Here is a 19,053-nt window from a genome sequence, read left to right as displayed (position 1 = left end):
GCCACCACGGTGCCGACGGGGAGACCTCCCTCCCCTGTGGGCTTCCGGGCCGCCGGACCCGGCTCCAGACCGAGCGGAGCGCCGACGTGTGCAGGCATCGCCTCCGGCGACGTGCCGCGCCCTGCCACGCGGTGCGTGAAGGATGGTGTGCGAATGCTCGACGACCTCGATCGCGCCTTGATCCACGCGCTTCACATCAACGGACGCGCCTCCTTCACACAGATAGCCAACGCACTGGCGGTTTCCACACAGACGGTCTCCCGTCGTTACGAAAGGCTGCGCGAGCACGCCGCACTCCGAGTCGTCGGGCTGCCCGACCCCCACCTGACAGGCCACGAGCAATGGCTACTTCGACTGACCGCCGCCCCCGAGACCGCACTGGATCTCGCCCACGCCCTGGTCCGGCGCCCGGACACGTCATGGGTCTACCTCACCGGTGGCGGCACCGAGATCGTCGCGGTGCTCGAAACCCCACTCGGCATGGCACACGGCCACTCCCTGCTCCTGCACGAACTGCCCCCCAGCATCGGACTCACCGCTGTGTCCGCCCACCATCTGCTGCACACGTATGTCGGCTGGCGCACCCCCTGGCGCATGAGCGCCAACGCCCTCAAACCACGACAGCAACGCCTGCTGGGAGGCGCAAAGCCGACTGACTACAACGAGCCCCCACCCCCGGAGCGGTACCGGCAAGTGAAGCTCTCGCCCGCGGACCAGGCCCTGATGGAAGCCCTACGACACGACGGCCGAACCGGCGTCGGTGACCTCGCGGCCGCCACCGGCTGGTCGCCGGCGACGGTATCGCGTCGGCTGGACAGCCTCCGCGACTGCGGTGCGATCTTCTTCGACGTGGAGATCGACCCCGCACTTCTCGGAGGCAGCACCAAGGTCCTGCTGTGGATGGCGGTCGCTCCCGCCCATCTCGATGAGGTGGCTACAACGTTGGCCCACCATGACGAACTCGCTTTCGTGGCCCACACCACCGGCCCGACCAACCTTGTGGCCCACGCCCTGTGCAGGGACAGCGCAGCGCTCTACCACTACCTCACCCATGGTCTGGGCGCCGTGAAGGCAATCCGCACCCTGGAGACAGCGCCTGTCCTGCGAACCCTCAAAGCCGTGGGCACGATCGCTTCCACACCCACGTCATCCCGCCACACGTAAGAAGGCCGATGTCAGCCCGAGCAGCAGTGCGAATCTGCGCCAACCCCTGGGCGCTGGGCACCGGCATCAGAGCTGTCGTTGCCTCACTGCCCTGGCGTGCCCACCGTCCCCTCGATCGCATGGGCATGCTTCCGCCCTACGTGATGGTGGCGGCCCCTCTGCCGTTCCATGCCGTTGCCAGGACGGCCGTACTCAGAGGAGGGCGATGCCGTGGCGGCCAGGGTTTCGGATTTCCGCAGGTGGGCGGAGCTTGTCATAGAACACGCACATTCCCGGGGTCGGGCAGTCATCCGCCACCGGGAGTCATGGGCGCGGACGCAGCCCTGCCAGTACTCCGTCGGCGATTGTCTCGGCGAGGCCGTCGGGCAGCGGGGCGTCGTTCTGCAGGATGGTGCGGGACAGCATGGGCCCGCAGAGCAGATCGACCATGAGGTCAGGGTCGAGATCGTCGCGCAGTTCGCCGGCGTCGGTGCCGCGGGCGAGCACGGCCAGGATCCGACGGCGGCGGGCCTCCACCATCGTGTCGTGATAAAGATCCCAGAGCTTCGGATAGCTCTTGGCCTGGGCGAGCAGACTGTGCAGCAGGGCCGATGTGCACTTGGCGAGGCCGCGCCTGCGGATCGCCTCGAACGTGATCACCAGATCCTCGCGAACCGAGGTACCGGACAGCGGCGGCTCGGGCTCGTCCATCGCCCCGAGTACGGCGAGGAACAGCTGTTCCTTGCCCTTCCAACGCCGGTAGATGGTGGCCTTGCCGACGCCCGCGTGCCGTGCGATGCGCTCGATGGACAGCTCGGCGAGGGGAACGCCCTCCTCCAGGAGACGCAGAACGCCCTCGATGATGGCCCGCTCCGCGGCCTGGCTTCGGGGCCTGCCCCTTGTCGTCGACTGTTTGACCTGGCCCACGCTCGTGAACTCCCTCAGTCCGAGGCTGCCCCCACCGGCTCGCGGCGCGCCGGCTCGCTCGACGAGGGCGCGGCGGCGGATCGGCCCGGCGGGAACAGGGCCACCACGATTGCGCCGAGTGCGGCGACGCCGCCAGAGCCGAGCGCAGTGATGCGCATGGCGTGCAGGAGCGCGTGCGGGGTCGGGGCGATCAACGACCGCACCGCGACGCCCAGTTGCTCGGCCGCGCCATGGCCGCCTCGATGGACCCGCCGACCGCCTCACGTCGGCGGGTATCACGCCGAAGTGGGGCAGGGCCTGCATGATGGAGACCGTAACGGACGGCATGATTGCGCCATGCCCACGCCCTCAACAAAGAAGACGACCGTCGTGTGCGGTAGCAAGTTCATCAGGGCGGTGCTGTTCATCCTGCCGTGCAGGATGAACAGCACCGCCGGAACGGCTCGTCCGGGGCGCGCCACCGAGGCCTCAATATCCCAGGCCTACCCGGTGGTTAGCCTCCGTCTACTCCCAGCAGGATCCGTCCCGGAGACCTTCCTCTCGAAGGTTGCGCCCACTCCCCTGCCTCAATCGGCCATGGCGACGATGACGCTTGAGGGTGCCGAAAGCGCCACCGTTTCCGCGTGGCGCAGCCCAGCCGCCTGAAACAGACCGGCGAACTCGGCCTCCGTCCGTTCCCGTCCCGGAGTGAGTGCCATCATCACGATGTCCAGGAACTTCCCGGGATGCGGGACATCGCCCTCCGGAATCACCGGATCGAGGATGACGACCCGGCCACCGGGATCCATGACCGAGCGGATGTTCTTCAGAACCGTGATCGCTTCTGCATCACTCAGCTGGTGTATCACATGGGAGATCACGTAGGCGTCGGCGCCGGCGGGCACTGAGGTCAAGTAGTCACCGCTGGCTGTCTCGCTGCGGTCGATGACACCGGCTTCGGTGAGCACCTCGGTGGCTCCTGGCACAACCTCGGGCAGGTCGAACACCACGCCGTGCATTTCCGGATAGCGCTGAAGTATCCGAGCTACCAGATACCCATGACCGCCACCGATGTCCACGATCCGCCGTATCCCGGACAGGTCGTAGGCCTCGACTGCGGCGCTCTGGAGGTGGCTGACGATCTCCCCCATCGCGTTGTTGAAAATCTGTCCCAGCTCTGGACGAGCGGTCAGATATGAGAACAGGTCGGTGCCGTGCACGTGCTCGAAAGCGCACTCTCCAGTACGGATGCTGTGCCCGAGCGCAGCGTATGCCTGTTGCAGTGCCGGCTGTCCCTCGTACCGGAAGTGATCCCGCAACGAACCCGGTATGTCCGAGCGCAATGTCTCGGCCATGGTGTTGAGCGCGAAGGTGTTCGGAGCGACCTCGGTGAACACCCCCCGGCTGGCGATGGCCCGCATCGCGCGGTACAAGGTATCCGGATGCGCGTCGACGCGCTTCGCGATCTCGTCAACCGGCAGCGGACCTTCGGCGAGTTGATCGGCCACGCCCAACTCGGCCACAGCGTACAAGAGATGCGCCAACCTCAGGCCATTCTGAAACTCGAGCATGCGTCCCTTCGCAGCACCCAGACTCAGTTCGTTGTTGGCGGCAATGTCGGCGGCCATGCTCAATCACTCCCGTTCGATCGTAGGCGGCCAGAGAGTTCTGGCTCGATCAGCGTGGCGGCCGTTGTCTCCCGGCTACAGCGAGGGCCGACAACTTGTTGATTCCGTCCATTTGTCAGGCTGCCGTGAAGGATTCGCTCACTTCCGGTGGTTTGTTGGTGCGGCGGCGGGACCCGCATGATCGAGTACTGGCACTGGCACACGCTGCACTTCGACGCCGAGACGTACTGGGGCGGAATCCTCCCGCACAGCGGACGACCGGGACGCGTCTACGGTGAACTCGCCCGGCTGGGCGCCGAATTCGAGCGGGCCGGTGACCTGGTCGCCGGGATCACACCGGACGCCGACATCGCGATGGTGTACTCGGCGCCGAGCAAGTGGCTGATGCGCAAGCACCCGCCGCTCGCCGGTCCCGACGGCGGTCCGGACGCGGGCGCGTACGAGGGCATCTTCGACCCGCTCTACCGGGGCGCGTTCGAGGCGGGGCGCCAGGTACGGATCCTGCACGCCCGCCAGTTGCACGATCCGCGCGGCGAACGCCCGGGACTGGCACCGCAGTCGGCGGCCGAGCTGCATCCCGTACTCATCGCCCCCGCGCTGTATGTGGCGGACGACGGGATGCTCGACTGGCTCGGCGCGTACGCGGAGGCAGGCGGCCACCTCGTCCTCGGCCCCCGCACCGGTTGCGGCGACCACGAGGCGCGGGCACGCCACGAGGTGGCACCGGCGCGGCTGGTTCAGGCCGCGGGCGTCCGGTACGACGAGTTCAGCAACCTCCACGCCGACCTGCCGCTGCGCGCCGCGCCGGACAGCCCGCTCCAGCTGCCGGGTGGTGCGGTGGCCACCCGCTGGGTGGAGGGCCTGGCCGAGTACGACCACCCGCACCTCGGACGCTGGCCGGCCGTCACCACCCGCCGCCACGGCGCGGGCCGCGTCACCTGCGTGGGCACCGTACCCGGCCGTGACCTCGCCCGCGCGCTCGCCGCCTGGCTGGCGCCCTCCCCGCGCAGCGGCTGGCAGGACCTGCCGGACTCGGTGACCGTCGCCACCGGCACCGCCCCCGACGGCCGGCGCGTCCACGTCGTCCCCAACTGGAACTGGCAGCCGGCCACCGCCCAAGCCCCGGTGGACCTGACCGACGCCTTGGACGGCAGCGTGGTCCCGGCCGGGACACCCGTGCCGCTCGGCGCCTGGGACGTCCGCGTCCTCGCCGCCGCACCGGCGCCTGCCGCACAGGACGGGTGACACCGAGCAGCGGCCCGCCTGCCCCCTGCGAGTGGCCGACGCCCGGCGCCGCGGCCCCGCGTTCCAGGCGATGCGGCAGTCCCGTCGAACGGCGTGGCCGTCGCGGATGCGCGGCCCCGGCCAGGAGGCGTGTGAACAGGCAGCAGGCAGGCGGACACGGCTGCTCCGTACGCACTCACTCCACTTTCGGCGGAGCCGTGCTCTCCCGGACTTGCGGTGCGGCGCACAACGCGAGCATCGCCCCGGCGGCAGCCAGACCTTCGTGTTCCCGTCGCATCCGCCCGGAACCCGCAGGATGAAGGTGCGGCTCCTGCCCCAACTCCGCATCGTGTGCGTACCGCTCGTGAGGGTGGGGGCATCCCCGTACCCCGCGGTCGGAGCGGCCGTGCCGGACACGGTGACCGCCGGCGCGGTGACCGCGCAGCCACGGACCAGTCGTCTGCCTGATGGTCGGGGCACCGTGGGTTCCTGTCAGGGAGGGCGCCACGGACTGCTCATCTGCGGCGCCCGCGAACGGCTCGGCGCATGAAGCGGTCGTCAGTCGGCCGTGACAGACAGCGGATGACTGATGCGGAGGGCCAGCCCACAGCGCGTAAACGACACTCAGCAGCGGTTCGCGATTTCGGCCGACTTTCGGATCGCAATTTGCCACGGACGCTAGAGAGAGTCCTGGCCATGCCAACACTGATGGTCAGTCAACTCCCCGTCGAAACAACAGCCGATCACCACCCGACGGGCCGTCAGACCTGCACTCATGCAGCCTGCGGATCGCCCCGATCGCCGAAATATTTCGACAACTTCAACGAATCCTGCGAGAGACATTGACGGGATGTACCAGCCTCCTATCATCCTGGATGCTCAACACCATTCCCGACTGAACCCCAACGCGAGCGGTGACTACAACCTCCTCCCGTGGCGGCTCGGCCTCCTGTCCCAGACCAACGCGACCTGCTGACCAACCGTGCCGGGGGGGGCGCTTCCGGTGGGAGCGCTCCCCCTGCCCTCACCGCCGACCTTCGGACGCAACCCTGCCGGAAAGCCGAGGTACCCGTCATGCGCCGCAGACTCCTCTCCCTGGTGGCAGCGCTCTCCTCGCTGCCGCTGCTGCTCGCCGCCGCCCCGTCCGCCCACGCGGCCGACCCGACGACCATGACCAACGGGTTCTATGTGGATCCCGACTCCAGCGCGAAGCGATGGGTCGCCGCCAACCCCGGTGACGGCCGGGCATCCGCGATCAACGCCTCCATCGCCAACACACCGACGGCCCGCTGGTTCGGCTCCTGGAGCGGCACCATCGGCACCGCCACCGGCGCGTACGTGGGCGCCGCGGACGCCCGGGACAAGTTGCCCATCCTGGTCGCCTACAACATCTACAACCGCGACTACTGCGGCGGGCACTCCGCGGGCGGAGCCTCGTCGCCGGCCGCCTACGCGAACTGGATCGCCCAGTTCGCGGGCGGGATCGCGGGCCGCCCGGCCGTCGTCGTCCTGGAACCCGACTCCCTCGGGGACTACGGCTGCATGACCCAGGCGCAGATCGACGAGCGCGAGAGCATGCTGACCGGAGCGCTCGCCGAGTTCAACCGTCAGGCCCCCAACACCTGGGTCTACCTGGACGCCGGCAACCCGGCCTGGGCGAGCGCGGCGACCATGGCCCGGCGCCTTCATGAAGCCGGCCTGCGGCAGGCCCACGGTTTCTCGCTCAACGTCTCCAACTACCTGACCACGGCCGAGAACACCGCGTACGGCAACGCCGTCAACAGGGAACTCGGCACCCGGTACGGCTACACCAAGCCGTTCGTCGTGGACACCAGCCGCAACGGCAACGGCTCCAACGGCCAGTGGTGCAACCCTTCGGGCCGCCGTATCGGCACCCCCTCCCAACTGGGCGGAGGCGCCGAGATGCTCTTGTGGATCAAGGTCCCGGGCGAGTCCGACGGCAACTGCGGGGCGGGAACCGGCTCCTCGGCCGGACAGTTCCTCCCTGAGGTCGCCTACAAGATGATCTACGGCTACTGATCCGGGGCCGAGGCCGACCGCGCCCGAGAAGGACGCGGTCGACCTCGGCCCTGATGCCGTATCAGCCTCCGTCGCTCGTCAGGTCGACCGCGTGCGCAGGCCGGTGAGTCGGTCCGGCACCGTCAGTGCGTGGCATCGTCCTGATCGATGAGCTTCTCGAAGAAGAACTCGTGTTTCAGGAACGACACGTCGTACTCGTTCCCCGGGTACGGGGGGATCAGCTGAGCCGCCTGGATCAGTCGCCAGCCGTCGCACAGGGCTGCCACGCCCGTCTCGTAGGGAGGCTCGTCGCTGTCGCCCGTGGTGGGGGACGTGCGACCGGTGCCGTCATAGAGCGACCAGCCGATGACCGGGGAGTCCAGGGCCGAGGTGGCCAGGTACAGCACCAGCACCTGCTGGCGGACCGTGGAGGCGGTCGATGCCGGGGCGGGGGTGGTCGTGGTCACGCGGAGACCTCCTGCGGTCGGTTGGAGACGCGGGTGACCCAGTGGTCGAGGTCGAAGCCCTCGTCGCCGGTCAGTTCCCGCCACAGCAGGACGCGGTTGTAGAGCTCCAGGCGGCCGGTCGCCTGCTCGTACCAGGGGAAGCCGGTGTTCAACTCCTGCGCCACACGCGGGTCCGACAGGTCGGAGGTGTCCCACAGCCGCCGCTGCCGTACCGTCGGGTTGAAGCGGATCTTGAACATGTAGCGGCGTACACCGCTGTCGTTGCGTCGGCCACCGTGCCAGAGGCCGTGGTGCAGAAACACCACGGTGCCTGCAGGGCAGACCAGTCGGCTCTGGCCGCGCAGGTTCTGGTACCGGCCGGTGTCGCTCTCGTTCGTACGCCGCAGATGGCTGCCGGGCACACTGAGTGTGCCGCCCATCTCCAGCGTCACCTCCTGCGGGTAGTACATGAGCTGCACGTCGAACGCGTCGGTCCGTACGTCGATGATCGCGTCCCCGTGCAGTGGCTGTGCCGCTCCCTCGTGCGGCTCCCGGACGTGGACGGCGTGGTGGTCGATGTGCGGATCGGGTCCGAGGAGACTGCGCAACGCCCCCGCGACCTGGGGTAGTTCGACGAGGCGCCGCGTGAAGGATCCCTCGGGACAGGCCTTGGGGACCGGCGTGCCGTACGGCACCGGCGGGATGCCGGCCCGGAACACCTCCATGGCCTCGGCGTTCATCTCCGCGGGCACCACGGCATCCATGCGCAGCGAGCCATGGGCGACGAAGTGCGCCATCTGCACCGAGCTGAGCAGGTGCTCTCCGGTTGTCGTCATGTCCACCACGGTAGGGAGCGCACCGCGTCGGGCGCGTGGCCCCGACTCACCCACCACTGGTAATTTTTCACCATGCGTGAGGTCGCAGTGTGCCTGGACGAACCGCCCGTCGTGGCAAACGTCGGCGTCGGCATCCACGGGCCGGCCGGGCACACCGACGTCTTCCGCCTGCCCGACCTGTGGCAGCTCCACCTGTACCGGTACGAGGCCGACCTCACCGTCGGCGGCACCCCTCACACCGTCCGTCCAGGCCGGATCAGCCTCGTTCCGCCCGCCACCACCGTCCGGTACCGCTACCGGGGCCGCTCCGAGCACCTGTACGCCCACCTGCGCCTGCCCGTCGGCGGCGAACTCCGCTCGGTGCCCGTCATGCAGGACGCGGGCCCGGAACTGCCCGCCCTGTCCGCCCTGATGCTCCAGGCCGTCGCCGCCTGGCCGAGCACCCCGGTGCGGGCGGCGGCCGAGGTCTGGGCCGCCCTGTGGCGAGTCGCCCACCTCACCCCGCCCGCCCCGCAGGATCCCCGGGACAGCCCGCATCCGGCCGTCACCGCCGCGATCTCCCATATCGAGTCCCGCCTGGCCGACCCGCTGACCGTGCCCGACGTGGCCCGCGCCGCCGGGGTCTCCCACAACCACCTCACCCGACTCTTCCGCGCCGCCACCGGTGACACGGTCGTCGCCTACATCCGGCAGCGCCGCCTGGAACGCGCGCGTCACCTGCTGCGCGAGTCCACCCTCTCCATCTCCGCGATCGCCGCCACGGTCGGCATTCACGACCTTCAGGCATTCAACAAGGCCTGCCGCCGGGAACTCGGAGCTTCGCCCCGGGCCGTGCGCGGTGCGCAGCGATGACGGCGCCGACCGAGATGCGGCCGGGCTGGAACCTGGACGGCCTTGTCGTCCGCCCGGCGGGCGACCCAGGAGCGCCTCGCCGAGACCCGGCAGCGAAATCGATCGAGCGACCTGTTCACCAGACTTAGTCGCATAGGATGCAGTCATGGCTCATGTATCCGCGGCAGAGCGCCGCCCGCAACTGATCAAGGCGGCCATCGACCTGATGAGCAGGGAAGGCGTCGCCGCCGGCAGCACCCGCGCCATCGCCGCCGAGCTGGGTGTGGCACAGGCGACCGTGCACTACACGTTCGGCACCAAGGAAGACCTCTACCGAGCCGTCATGGAGCAGGTCACCCGAGGGCTGGTCGCCCAGGTGGAGCAGGCCGCCCCCACGGACGCGAGCTTCGAGGAAACCGTCGGCACGCTCTCCGAAGCGCTCTGGCGCACGGTGCTCGATCAGCCCGAGGCGCACCAGCTGCTGACCGAGCTCAGCATGTTCGCCCTGCGCACGCCTCCCCTGAGGGATGCCCTGCACAGCCACTACAGCGAGGTCCTGGCGGTGACGACGAAGCTGATCAGCGAGGCCGCCGAACGCACCGGCCACGAGCTGGCCCAGCCCGCCGAGACGATCGCGAGGTTCTTCCTCGCGGGCTTCGACGGACTGACGATGCAGCACCTCTCGCTGCCGGACGAGGAGGCCGAAAGGGCATGCCTGCGCGCCTTGGTCTCGGCCGTCCTGGCCATGGCCTGAGGCAGTCCCCCGGATGACGCAGAGGGCGCGCGGGGACTCGGCCCCGAGCGATTCCGACGGCGAGCATGGCGGCACCGGTGCCTGGCGGAGGCCAGGGGAGCGCCCGCCCGTCACTCGCGCACGGTGGTCCCGAAGGGGAGGGGTCCGCCGGAGCGCAGGTGCTCCCTCAACCACTGCTCGGTGTTGTTCACGTGCAGCAGCGCGGCGGCCTGACTGAGGACGGCGTCACGGGTGGACAGCGCGTTGAAGATCGCCTCGTGCTCGGCGAGGGTCCGGCCCCCGGCCTTGTCGTCGACCAGACCGCGCCAGATGCGGGCGCGCAGTGTGCGGCCGGAGATGCCTTCCAGGAGGGTGAGGAGGGTCTCGTTGCCCGTGGCCGAGACGATGGCGCGGTGAAAGGCGGCGTCGTGAGCGTTCAGCAGTTCCACGTTGTCGCGGGCCTCGCGCATGGCGTCCAGATGCCGCTTCACGTCGGCCAGTTGCGCGTCGGAGATCCGAGTGGCGGCAAGGGCCGTGGCGACCGGTTCGAGAAGCCGCCGCACCTCCATGAGATCCCGTAGGGCGACCGAGTCGCTCTGCAGCAGCTCCACCGCACCGCCGACCCCCGCCAGGAGCAGGCTCGGCTGGAGGCTGGTGACATACGTGCCGTCGCCCCGCCGGACCTCCAGGACACGCGCCACGGACAGCGCCTTGACCGCTTCACGGGCAAGGTTGCGGGAGAGTCCCAGCTGAGCGGCCAGGTCCGGCTCCGGCGGGAGCTTGGAGCCCGGCGGGAGGGCACCGGTCCGGATCAGCTCACGGATCTGCTCGATGGCCTTGTCCGTCAGAGACAACGCGGCCCCCTCCCCCGACCGTGCTCCGCGGGCACGTCCGACCTCATCAGCCGATGAGTGCGCAGGTCGCCCCAGAGACCGTCGAGGATCTGCTGACCATGGAGTTCCACGTTTCGTACGACCTGTTCCGGAGTCCGCATGCCGAGCGTGACGATGATGATACTGGGATGCGTGTGAGCTTGTCGGGCGGCGACCTCCGGCGCACCTCGCCGGTCGTCCGCGGCCCGCCGCACAACATTGACTGGATGTCTTCAAGGGCACCTTCAGGGTGACGCGTCCACCTCTCCGGACGACCTCCCGAGAAAGCCGAGCTCACACATCACTCGCACACCGGCGAGGGCCTCTCGGCGCCGGGCACACGTCCGATCAATCAGCGTTTTCAGTAACTCGAACCAGCCATGAAGCACCAGTGAGACATGCCATGTATAGGTAGTTGCGTTACCTGACAGCAGTACACAAACCAGGTCATTTGGATGGCCGAGCACTCGCTTTCATCCCTGCACGCTGGTTGACATCCCAGGGCGCGGTGATCGACCTTCATGCGTGACCCTGCCTTCCCCTGTCCTCCTCCGCATCAGGGATGTGCCCATGTCTCGCTCGATCAACAGACGCCGTTTCCTGGCCTCCGCAACTTGCGTGGCCGCGGCGGCCGTTGCCGCAGAGGTGCTCAGTGCCGGCACCGCCCAGGCGGCGCCCAGCACGTACACGCCCGACTGGAACTCGGTCGACCAGCACCCGCCGGCCCCGGAGTGGTTCCAGGACGCCAAGTTCGGCATCTACTTCCACTGGGGCGCGTTCAGCGTCCCCGCCTACGACAACGAGTGGTACCCGCGGAACATGTATCAGGCGGGCAGCAACGCCAACCGGCACCACATCGCCACCTACGGACAGCCCTCGGCATGGCCGTACCACAACTTCATCGACGGGGCTCGGGACTTGGCGGGCAACGCCGTGAAGTTCACGCCGAAGCTGAAGTCGGCCGGCGGGAAGTTCGACCCGGACGAGTGGGTGCAACTGTTCGTCGACGCCGGCGCCCGGTTCGCCGGCCCGGTCGCCGAGCACCATGACGGCTTCTCCATGTGGGACAGCCAGGTCAACGAGTGGAACTCGGTGAAGAAGGGCCCAGGCCTTGACCTGCTGAAGCTCTTCTCCACGGCCATCCGCGCCAAGGGCCTCAAGCTGCTGGTGGCCATGCACCACGCGTACAACTTCACCGGCTTCTACGAACAAGTCCCCGCGCAGACGGACCCCAGTCTCAAGAAGCTCTACGGGCAGCTGGACTCAACCGCGGCGAACCAGCTCTGGTTCGACAAGCTCAAGGAGGTCGTCGACCGCGCCCAGCCCGACATCCTGTGGCAGGACTTCAACCTGGACGCCGTCGACGAGCAACAGCGCCTCAACTTCCTGGCGTACTACTACAACCAGGCGGGCAGCTGGGGCCGTGAGGTCGTCACCACGTACAAGGACGGCATGAACGGCAAGGGCGAGGTGTTCGACTACGAGCGCGGCGGCCCGGCCGACCTCACCTCCCCGTACTGGCTGACGGACGACAGCATCTCCAGCAGCAGCTGGTGCTACACCCAGGGCATCGGCTACTACAGCGTCCAGCAGATGCTGCACTCGTTCATCGACCGGGTGAGCAAGAACGGCAACATGCTGCTGAACATCGCGCCGATGGCCGACGGCACCATCCCCCAGGCACAGAAGGACATCCTGCTCGGCATCGGGGACCACCTGAAGCGCTTCGGCGAGTCGGTGTACGCGACCCGCACCTGGAGCGCGTACGGCGAGGGCCCGACGAAGATGGGGGGCGGCTCGTTCACCACCCCGCACGCAGGCACGCCGCAGGACATCCGCTTCACACGTAACAAGGCGAACACCGTCCTGTACGCCACAGTCCTGGGCTGGCCGGGCAGCTCGCTGACGATCAAGACCCTCGGCTCGGACCGGATCAACCTCTCCTCGCTGACCTCGGTGAAGCTCCTCGGCACCACCGCGGGCACCTACATCGACCTGCCCACGCCGACCCAGAGCTCCTCCGGCCTCATCATCACCCTGCCGTCGTCGGCGCCGTACAGTGCGGGCGCCTACGTCCTCAAGCTCGCCTTCTCCGGCGCGATCCCGGGCCTGCGGCCGCTCACCGGCGCCATCGCCTTCGCGGACGTCAACTACACCGGCGACGCCGCCGTGTTCACCGTCGGCGACTACACCGCGGCCGACCTGACCGCGGGCGGACTGGGCACGCGTACCCTCTCCTCCCTGCGGCCGGCCCCGGGTTACCAGGTGATCGGCTACGCCGGCGACGACTTCACCGGCACCTCCTGGACCTTCAACGCCGACAACCCCGACCTCAGGAACACCGGCAACAACGACCAGATCACCTCGCTGAGGGTCCGGTTCAACCCGGCGACGTACTTCCGGATCACCAACGCCACCAACGGACTCGCCCTGGACAGCGGCGGCAACGTGGCCTCCGGGTCCAACCTCAAGCAGTGGACCTGGGACGGCAGTCCCAACCTGCAGTGGCAGGCGGAGGCGGTCGGGGGCGGCTACTACCGGCTGGTCAACCGCACGAACGGCATGGTCGCCGACGGCTGGGGCGCCACCGACAACGGCTCTCCGGCCCGCCAGGCCCCCTGGAACGGCGGCACGAACCAGCAGTGGACCATCACCCACCGGGGCGGTGACCGCTATTCGCTCGCCAACCGCACCACCGGCCTGGTCCTCGACGGCGGCGGCAACGTCGACTCGGGATCCGTCACCAAGCAGTGGACCTACGGCTCCAGCACCAACCTGCTGTGGACCTTCACCGCGCAGTGACCGGCGGATCCCACTGCCGCTGACGTGGCGACGGGATCCGTGACGCCCTTGGCACTCAGTGAACGTGACGCCCTTGGCACTCAGTGAAAGGGACACGAATGCAAAGAGGTGGCATGCATCTGACATTCACGGACTCGTGGCCGAGGCGTGGGAGGCGTACGGGGGTGCTCGTCGCGGTGACCGCGCTGCTGGCGGCGCTCCTGAGTGGGCTGGGGGCCGTCGGGACGGCGCATGCGGCCACCGTGGACACCAACGCGTGGTACGTGCTGGTGAACCGGGGAAGCGGCAAGGCGCTGGACGTGTCGGGTGCGAGCACCGCCGACGGGGCGGGTCTTTCGCAGTGGGCCCGCCATGACGGGGCCAACCAGCGCTTCCGGTTCGTCGACTCCGGCGGCGGCTACTACCGGCTCAAGGCGCAGCACTCGGGCAAGGTGCTGGACGTCCGGAACCACTCCACGGCCGATCACGCGAACATCGTGCAGTGGGGCGACGCGGGCGGCGCCAACCAGCAGTTCCGCCTGGCCGACTCATCGGACGGGTACGTCCGGCTGCTCAACCGCAACAGCGGCAAGGCCGTCGAGGTGCAGAACGCCTCCACGGCGGACGGCGCCAACGTCGTGCAGTACGCCGACTGGGGCGGAGCCAACCAGCAGTGGCAACTGGTCCGCGCGACGGGGGTCCTGACCCAGGTGCACACCGCCGGGCGGGTCAAAGACGCCGGGAACACCGTGCAGTACAGCTGGCCCGGCGTGTATTTCGAGGGCCGCGTAAGCGGCACCGGCGTCGGTATCGTGCTCGACGACTCGGCCGCCGACTACGACGTCCAGGTCGACGGAACCACCGTCGCCACACTCGTCACGCCCGGCAGCACCACGCACTGGATCAACGGCCTGTCCGACAGCACGCACACCGTCCGGCTCGTCAAGCGCAACGACACACCCGGGGACACCAGCGCGTTCGGGGGCTTCGTCGCAGCGCCCGGCGGTGCCGTACTGAGCAAGCCGGCCGCCCGCACCCGCCAGATCGAGTTCATCGGCGACTCCCTCACGGTGGGTTACGGCAACCTCTCGGCCTCCCGCACCTGCACCTGGGACCAGGTCAAGCGGACCACCAACTCCGACGTGAGCTACGGCGCCCTCACCGCCCGGCGGCTGAACGCCGACTACCAGATCAACGGCTACTCGGGCCTCGGCATGGTCCGCAACTACAACGGAGGCCGTACGGACGTCACGTACCGGACCTTCTACGACCGTGCCCTGCTGAACGTGTCGGGCGACGTCTGGCAGAACCCGGGCACCTGGCGCCCTCAGGTCGTGGTGGTCAACCTCGGCACCAACGACTTCTCGACCGCCATCAACCCCGGTGAGCCCTGGACGTCCGACAGTCTCGCGGCCGGCTACCGGACCGCCTACGGCGACTTCGTCCAGAAGCTGCGCACGCGCTACGGGGCCGGCACGACCATCGTGGCGGTCGGGGCCGGCCAGTACGCCGGCCACGTCCAGCAAGTGGTCAAGGCACGCAACGACGCCGGAGACAGCCGGGTCCGGTACTGGTTCCTCGACGACTCGGGCCTGGACTTCCTCGGCTGCGACTGGCACTACTCGGCCCGCGACGACAGAGTCATCTCCGACCGGCTCGTCCCGTTCATCGCCGGTCTGCCGACAAGCTGGTGACGACACCGACGACCCAGATCCACCTCATGCCGCTGACCTGGGGTTCTCTCCCACACACGGCAGCGCTCCACTCGGCCCCGGACTCCTCGTCCGGGGCCGTTCGCGTGAACGACGTGAACGAATGGCCGCCAGGCCGCCGGTCCCGACGCCCTGGGTGATCCGGAACGTACCGGCCGGAGCGCCGGGGAGCAGAAGCGGATCTAGCCTGGAAGCCGGCGCCGGGAATCGCCCTGACAGGCACATCCATCCGGACGGAGGTGTCGCGCGTGGACATGGCCGGTGAGCACGATGCCCCCACCGCCGCTGTCGTGGTGGCCCCGGACGGCGTGGTGAGCGGCTGGAGCGAGGGGGCACGGCTGCTGCTGGGCTGGACGGCAAAGGACACCGTGGGGCGGCCCGTGACCGGCCTGCTGGTCGATCCCCCGCCCCCCGGCTTCCCCGAGGGCTACGGGGCCGGCCCCGACCGCACGGGGTGCGTCCCGCTGCGCCACCGGGACGGTTCCACGGTGGACGCCGTGGTGACGGCTCACCCGCTGCTCGGCCCCGACGGACGGGAGCTGGGCCACGTGGTGACCATGCAGCGTTGGGGAGGCCGCCCGGTGATCGCCGACCGGGCCTTCGAGCAGTCCCCCTTCGCTCTGGGCGTCTACGACCCCGAGCTGAGGTTCCTGTGGATCAACGCCTCCTCGGGCCGGGTGATAGCGCACTCCGAGGAGCAAGTGCTCGGCAGGAAGTACCGCGAGGTGCTTCCCGAGTTCGACCGCACGCTGTTTCCCGAAAGGGACGACAAGCCCTACACCGACGCGCTCGCCCAAGTGGCGAGGACGGGCGAGGCCACGCGTCTCATCACCGTCTTCCGCCCTCGCGGCAGCAACTACGCCAACGCCTGGGCCACCAGCATCTGGCCCGTCCGGGATGCCGAGGGCAGGGTACGCGCGATCGCCAACTGGGGCTTCGACATGAGCGCCGAGTACTGGGCTCGGCAACGCCTGCTCATCCTCAATCAGGCCGGCGGCGGCATCGGCCGGACACTCGACGTGATCGGCACCGCCCGGGAACTGGCCATGACCCCGGTGCCGCGATTCGTCGACCTCGTCAGCGTTGATCTCTTCGACGAGGTGCTGCGCGGAGAGGAACCGCCCTCCGTGTCCGCGTTCGCCCCCGGCGAGACGATCAGGCTCAGCCGTGCCGCCCGGCACAGCGCGAAGGACGGCGCCGAGCAGGCTCCGGGGCCCACGAAGCCCGTCACACACCTTCCCGGCTCCGTCGCCGCCCGCTGCATGGCAACCGGCAGGTCCATGGTCGAGCTGGCCGCTGAACCCGGTGAGGGCGGCGAGTGGGCCTTCGGGCCCGGGCTGGCCGCCGACCCGGCCCACTGGCCACCGGGCAACCCGATGATCGACGAGTCCCTTGCCGCGGACGGGCTTACCGGCCGGATCACCGTGCCGCTCCGGGCGCGCGGCGCGCTCCTCGGCGTCGTCACCTTCTCCCGCCTCGACCGGCCCGAGGCCTTCACCGCCGACGATCTGATCCTCGCCGAAGAGCTGACCGCCAAGGCGGCCGTCGCCATCGACAACGCCCGCCGGTACTCGCACGAGCGCACGACCGCGCTGACTCTGCAACGCAGCCTGCTACCGCAGGGACTGCCGGTCCAGGAGGCGGTCGAGGTGGCATCCCGCTACCTGCCCGGCGGGACCGGCACCGAAGTGGGCGGCGACTGGTTCGACGTCATTCCCCTGTCCGGCGCCCGCGTCGCCCTGGTCGTCGGCGACGTCGTCGGCCACGGCCTGCACGCCTCGGCCAGCATGGGCCGGCTGCGTACGGCCGTACGCACCCTGGCCGACGTCGACCTGCCGCCGGACGAGCTGCTGACCCACCTGGACGACCTGGTCCTCCATCTCGCCAGCGACCTCCAGCCCACCGGCCACTTCCAGCCGACCGGCGAGTCCGGGGCCACCTGCCTGTACACCGTCTACGACCCGGTCTCCCGGCGCTTCACGCTGGCGAGTGCCGGCCATCCCCTGCCGCTGATCATCTCCCCGGACGGCACCATGACCCCGGTACCCGTCCATCCGGGACCGCCGCTCGGCATCGGTGGTCTGCCATTCGAGTCCACCGAGCTCGAACTGCCGGAGGGCAGCCTGCTCGCGCTGTACACCGACGGACTGGTGGAAAGCCGCGAGCGGGACGTCGACCAGCGGACCGCCGAACTGCTGCAGCTGTTGAACCACTCGGCCACCTCACTGGGGGCCCAGTGCGACACGGTGATGGACGCCATGCTCCCCGATCACCGCACCGACGACGCCGCCCTGCTGCTCGTTCGCACGCGTGCGCTGGATCCCCACCACGTCGCCGACTGGGACGTCGCGCCCGACACCGCGCAGGTGCCACGGGTCAGGAAGGTCGCTGTCGACCAGGTGGACGCCTGGGGCTTGGAGGAGGCGGCGTTCGTCACCGAACTGGTCGTCAGCGAACTGGTCACCAACGCCATCCGATACGGCGAGCCGCCGATCAGACTGCGGCTGATCCGCGACACCTCCCTGATCTGCGAGGTCTCCGACGCCAGCAGCACCGCTCCCCACCTGCGCCGGGCCCGCGCCTTCGACGAGGGCGGCCGAGGTCTGCTGCTCGTCGCCCAGCTCACTCAGGGGTGGGGCACCCGGCACACCACCGACGGCAAGACCATCTGGTGCGCACAGGCCCTCACCACACGCACGCCGCAATAAGCAACGAGCAACAAGTAACAAGCAACATGGCCAGCTCAGACCGGTGTCGCCTGAAACCCGGACGTCGCCGGCCGCACCGTCACCCTGCCCACCCCGCCGTCCGCGGCGCTGCTCCGCATCACCCGACGAAAGGACGACCAAGGGTGCCCGCTCAGAACCGGCCCGCCCGCGCCGCCAACCCCGTGCGGCTTCCACCCCGACCCGAGCATCTGCCGCGTCGGTGACGACTACTACCTCGCCTGCTCCAGCTTCGAGTACTTCCCCGGCGTACCCCTGTTCCACAGCCGTGATCTGGTGCACTGGAGGCAGATCGGCAACGCGCTGGACCGGCCGGGCCAGTTGCGGCTTCCGGCCGAGATGCCGTCCTCCGACGGGATCTACGCCCCGACCCTGCGCCACCACGACGGCCGCTTCTGGCTGATCGTCACCAACTGCAGCGAGGGCGGCGGGAACCTCATCGTCACGGCAACCGACCCGGCCGGACCGTGGTCGGATCCCATCCGGGCGCCGGGCGTACCCGGCATCGATCCCGACCTGGCCTGGGACGAGGACGGCACCTGCTGGTGCACCGTCGCCGGGGTCTCCCAGGTCCGCCTCGACCCGTCCACCGGGCAGACGTACGGGACTCCGCACAAGCTCTCGGTCCGGCGAACCCGGTGCCAAGGCCCCGGAAGCGCCGCACCTGTACCGCATCGGCGACTACTGGTATCTGCTCGTCGCCGAGGGCGGCACCGAACGCGGCCACGGCGTGTCGATCGCCCGCGGCCCCCCTCCGAGCGGCCCGTTCGAGCCGTGCCCGGCCAACCCGATCCTCACCCACCGCGGCGCCGACCACCCCGTCCAGAACACCGGGCACGGCGACCTGGTCGAGGCCCCCGACGGCTCGTGGTGGATGGTGTTCCTCGGGGTGCGGCCGCGCGGCGGCACCCCGGGCTGGCACGTGCTCGGCCGGGAGACCTTCCTCGCGCCCGTGACCTGGGAGGACGACTGGCCGGTCGTGGGCGAGGTCACCCTGGACCTTCCCAAGCTCCCCTGCCTCCTCGCCGGACTACCGGAACGGCACGGTCATCCTGCAGCCCGAGTTCCTGAAGTCGCTGCGCGACGGCGAACTGGTGACACTGACCTTCCACTTCTACAGCGGCAAGAAGGTCATCTATCACGTCAGGAAGTCCGGAGACTCCGTCACCGGCACTCACGTCCCGCCCATCTCCTGA

The 19,053-nt window shown here is 69.2% G+C and carries 13 protein-coding genes and 2 pseudogenes; 10 read left to right on the top strand and 5 right to left on the bottom strand.

The window, feature by feature from the left end:
• Positions 1 to 153: 153 nt before the first annotated feature.
• Complete coding sequence (locus ACIREI_RS01900; RefSeq protein ID WP_403326211.1) at positions 154 to 1,164, top strand: Lrp/AsnC family transcriptional regulator; 1,011 nt, start codon at positions 154 to 156, stop codon at positions 1,162 to 1,164.
• A 303-nt stretch (positions 1,165 to 1,467) separates the two neighbouring features.
• Here ACIREI_RS01900 and ACIREI_RS01895 read toward each other — a convergent pair whose 3' ends face one another.
• Together ACIREI_RS01895 and ACIREI_RS01890 are read right to left on the bottom strand one after the other, a co-directional pair.
• Entirely contained in the window at positions 1,468 to 2,070 is a 603-nt protein-coding gene (locus ACIREI_RS01895) for a TetR/AcrR family transcriptional regulator (protein WP_403326208.1), read from the bottom strand.
• 566 nt (positions 2,071 to 2,636) lie between these two features.
• Complete coding sequence (locus ACIREI_RS01890) at positions 2,637 to 3,677, bottom strand: methyltransferase (protein WP_403326205.1); 1,041 nt, start codon at positions 3,675 to 3,677, stop codon at positions 2,637 to 2,639.
• Positions 3,678 to 3,845: 168 nt separating this feature from the next.
• Between ACIREI_RS01890 and ACIREI_RS01885 the strand changes: the two are divergent.
• Positions 3,846 to 4,922, top strand: a pseudogene (locus ACIREI_RS01885) (beta-galactosidase); the annotation flags it as partial.
• A 1,053-nt stretch (positions 4,923 to 5,975) separates the two neighbouring features.
• On the top strand, positions 5,976 to 6,941 hold the full coding sequence (locus tag ACIREI_RS01880; protein ID WP_403326203.1) for a glycoside hydrolase family 6 protein: 966 nt from the start codon (positions 5,976 to 5,978) through the stop codon (positions 6,939 to 6,941).
• A 122-nt stretch (positions 6,942 to 7,063) separates the two neighbouring features.
• Here ACIREI_RS01880 and ACIREI_RS01875 read toward each other — a convergent pair whose 3' ends face one another.
• Positions 7,064 to 7,387 (bottom strand): hypothetical protein, encoded by a 324-nt coding sequence (locus tag ACIREI_RS01875; RefSeq protein WP_403326200.1) that lies wholly within the window; start codon positions 7,385 to 7,387, stop codon positions 7,064 to 7,066.
• On the bottom strand, positions 7,384 to 8,202 hold the full coding sequence (locus ACIREI_RS01870; protein WP_403326198.1) for a phytanoyl-CoA dioxygenase family protein: 819 nt from the start codon (positions 8,200 to 8,202) through the stop codon (positions 7,384 to 7,386). The genes ACIREI_RS01875 and ACIREI_RS01870 overlap by 4 nt, the downstream gene beginning before the upstream one ends.
• A 72-nt stretch (positions 8,203 to 8,274) precedes the next feature.
• On the opposite strand from ACIREI_RS01870, the gene ACIREI_RS01865 reads away from it, so the two are divergent.
• Positions 8,275 to 9,054: a helix-turn-helix domain-containing protein gene (locus tag ACIREI_RS01865; RefSeq protein WP_403326195.1), complete on the top strand. Its 780-nt coding sequence runs from the start codon at positions 8,275 to 8,277 to the stop codon at positions 9,052 to 9,054.
• Positions 9,055 to 9,199: 145 nt separating this feature from the next.
• The gene (locus ACIREI_RS01860) at positions 9,200 to 9,787 is read left to right on the top strand and encodes a TetR/AcrR family transcriptional regulator (RefSeq protein WP_403326192.1); all 588 of its coding nucleotides are present in this window, start codon (positions 9,200 to 9,202) and stop codon (positions 9,785 to 9,787) included.
• 110 nt (positions 9,788 to 9,897) lie between these two features.
• On the opposite strand, the gene ACIREI_RS01855 is transcribed toward ACIREI_RS01860, so the two are convergent.
• Positions 9,898 to 10,620, bottom strand: coding sequence for a FadR/GntR family transcriptional regulator (locus ACIREI_RS01855; protein WP_403326189.1), 723 nt, complete (start codon positions 10,618 to 10,620; stop codon positions 9,898 to 9,900).
• Between the two features lie 588 nt (positions 10,621 to 11,208).
• On the opposite strand from ACIREI_RS01855, the gene ACIREI_RS01850 reads away from it, so the two are divergent.
• The 5 genes and pseudogenes from ACIREI_RS01850 to ACIREI_RS01830 all read left to right on the top strand — a co-directional run bounded on the left by ACIREI_RS01850 (position 11,209) and on the right by ACIREI_RS01830 (position 19,053).
• The gene (locus ACIREI_RS01850) at positions 11,209 to 13,440 is read left to right on the top strand and encodes an alpha-L-fucosidase (protein WP_403326187.1); all 2,232 of its coding nucleotides are present in this window, start codon (positions 11,209 to 11,211) and stop codon (positions 13,438 to 13,440) included.
• Positions 13,441 to 13,553: 113 nt separating this feature from the next.
• Positions 13,554 to 15,113: an RICIN domain-containing protein gene (locus tag ACIREI_RS01845; protein ID WP_403326184.1), complete on the top strand. Its 1,560-nt coding sequence runs from the start codon at positions 13,554 to 13,556 to the stop codon at positions 15,111 to 15,113.
• A 272-nt stretch (positions 15,114 to 15,385) separates the two neighbouring features.
• Entirely contained in the window at positions 15,386 to 17,839 is a 2,454-nt protein-coding gene (locus ACIREI_RS01840) for a SpoIIE family protein phosphatase (protein ID WP_403326861.1), read from the top strand.
• A gap of 84 nt (positions 17,840 to 17,923) precedes the next feature.
• Positions 17,924 to 18,773, top strand: a pseudogene (locus ACIREI_RS01835) (glycoside hydrolase family 43 protein); the annotation flags it as partial.
• Between the two features lie 133 nt (positions 18,774 to 18,906).
• Positions 18,907 to 19,053: a hypothetical protein gene (locus tag ACIREI_RS01830; RefSeq protein ID WP_403326859.1), complete on the top strand. Its 147-nt coding sequence runs from the start codon at positions 18,907 to 18,909 to the stop codon at positions 19,051 to 19,053.

Source organism: Streptomyces sp. NPDC093591 (assembly GCF_044764885.1).
Classification (GTDB): domain Bacteria; phylum Actinomycetota; class Actinomycetes; order Streptomycetales; family Streptomycetaceae; genus Streptomyces.
The sequence above is the reverse complement of the archived record's forward strand: the minus strand, read 5'-3'. Positions and strand labels throughout refer to the sequence as shown.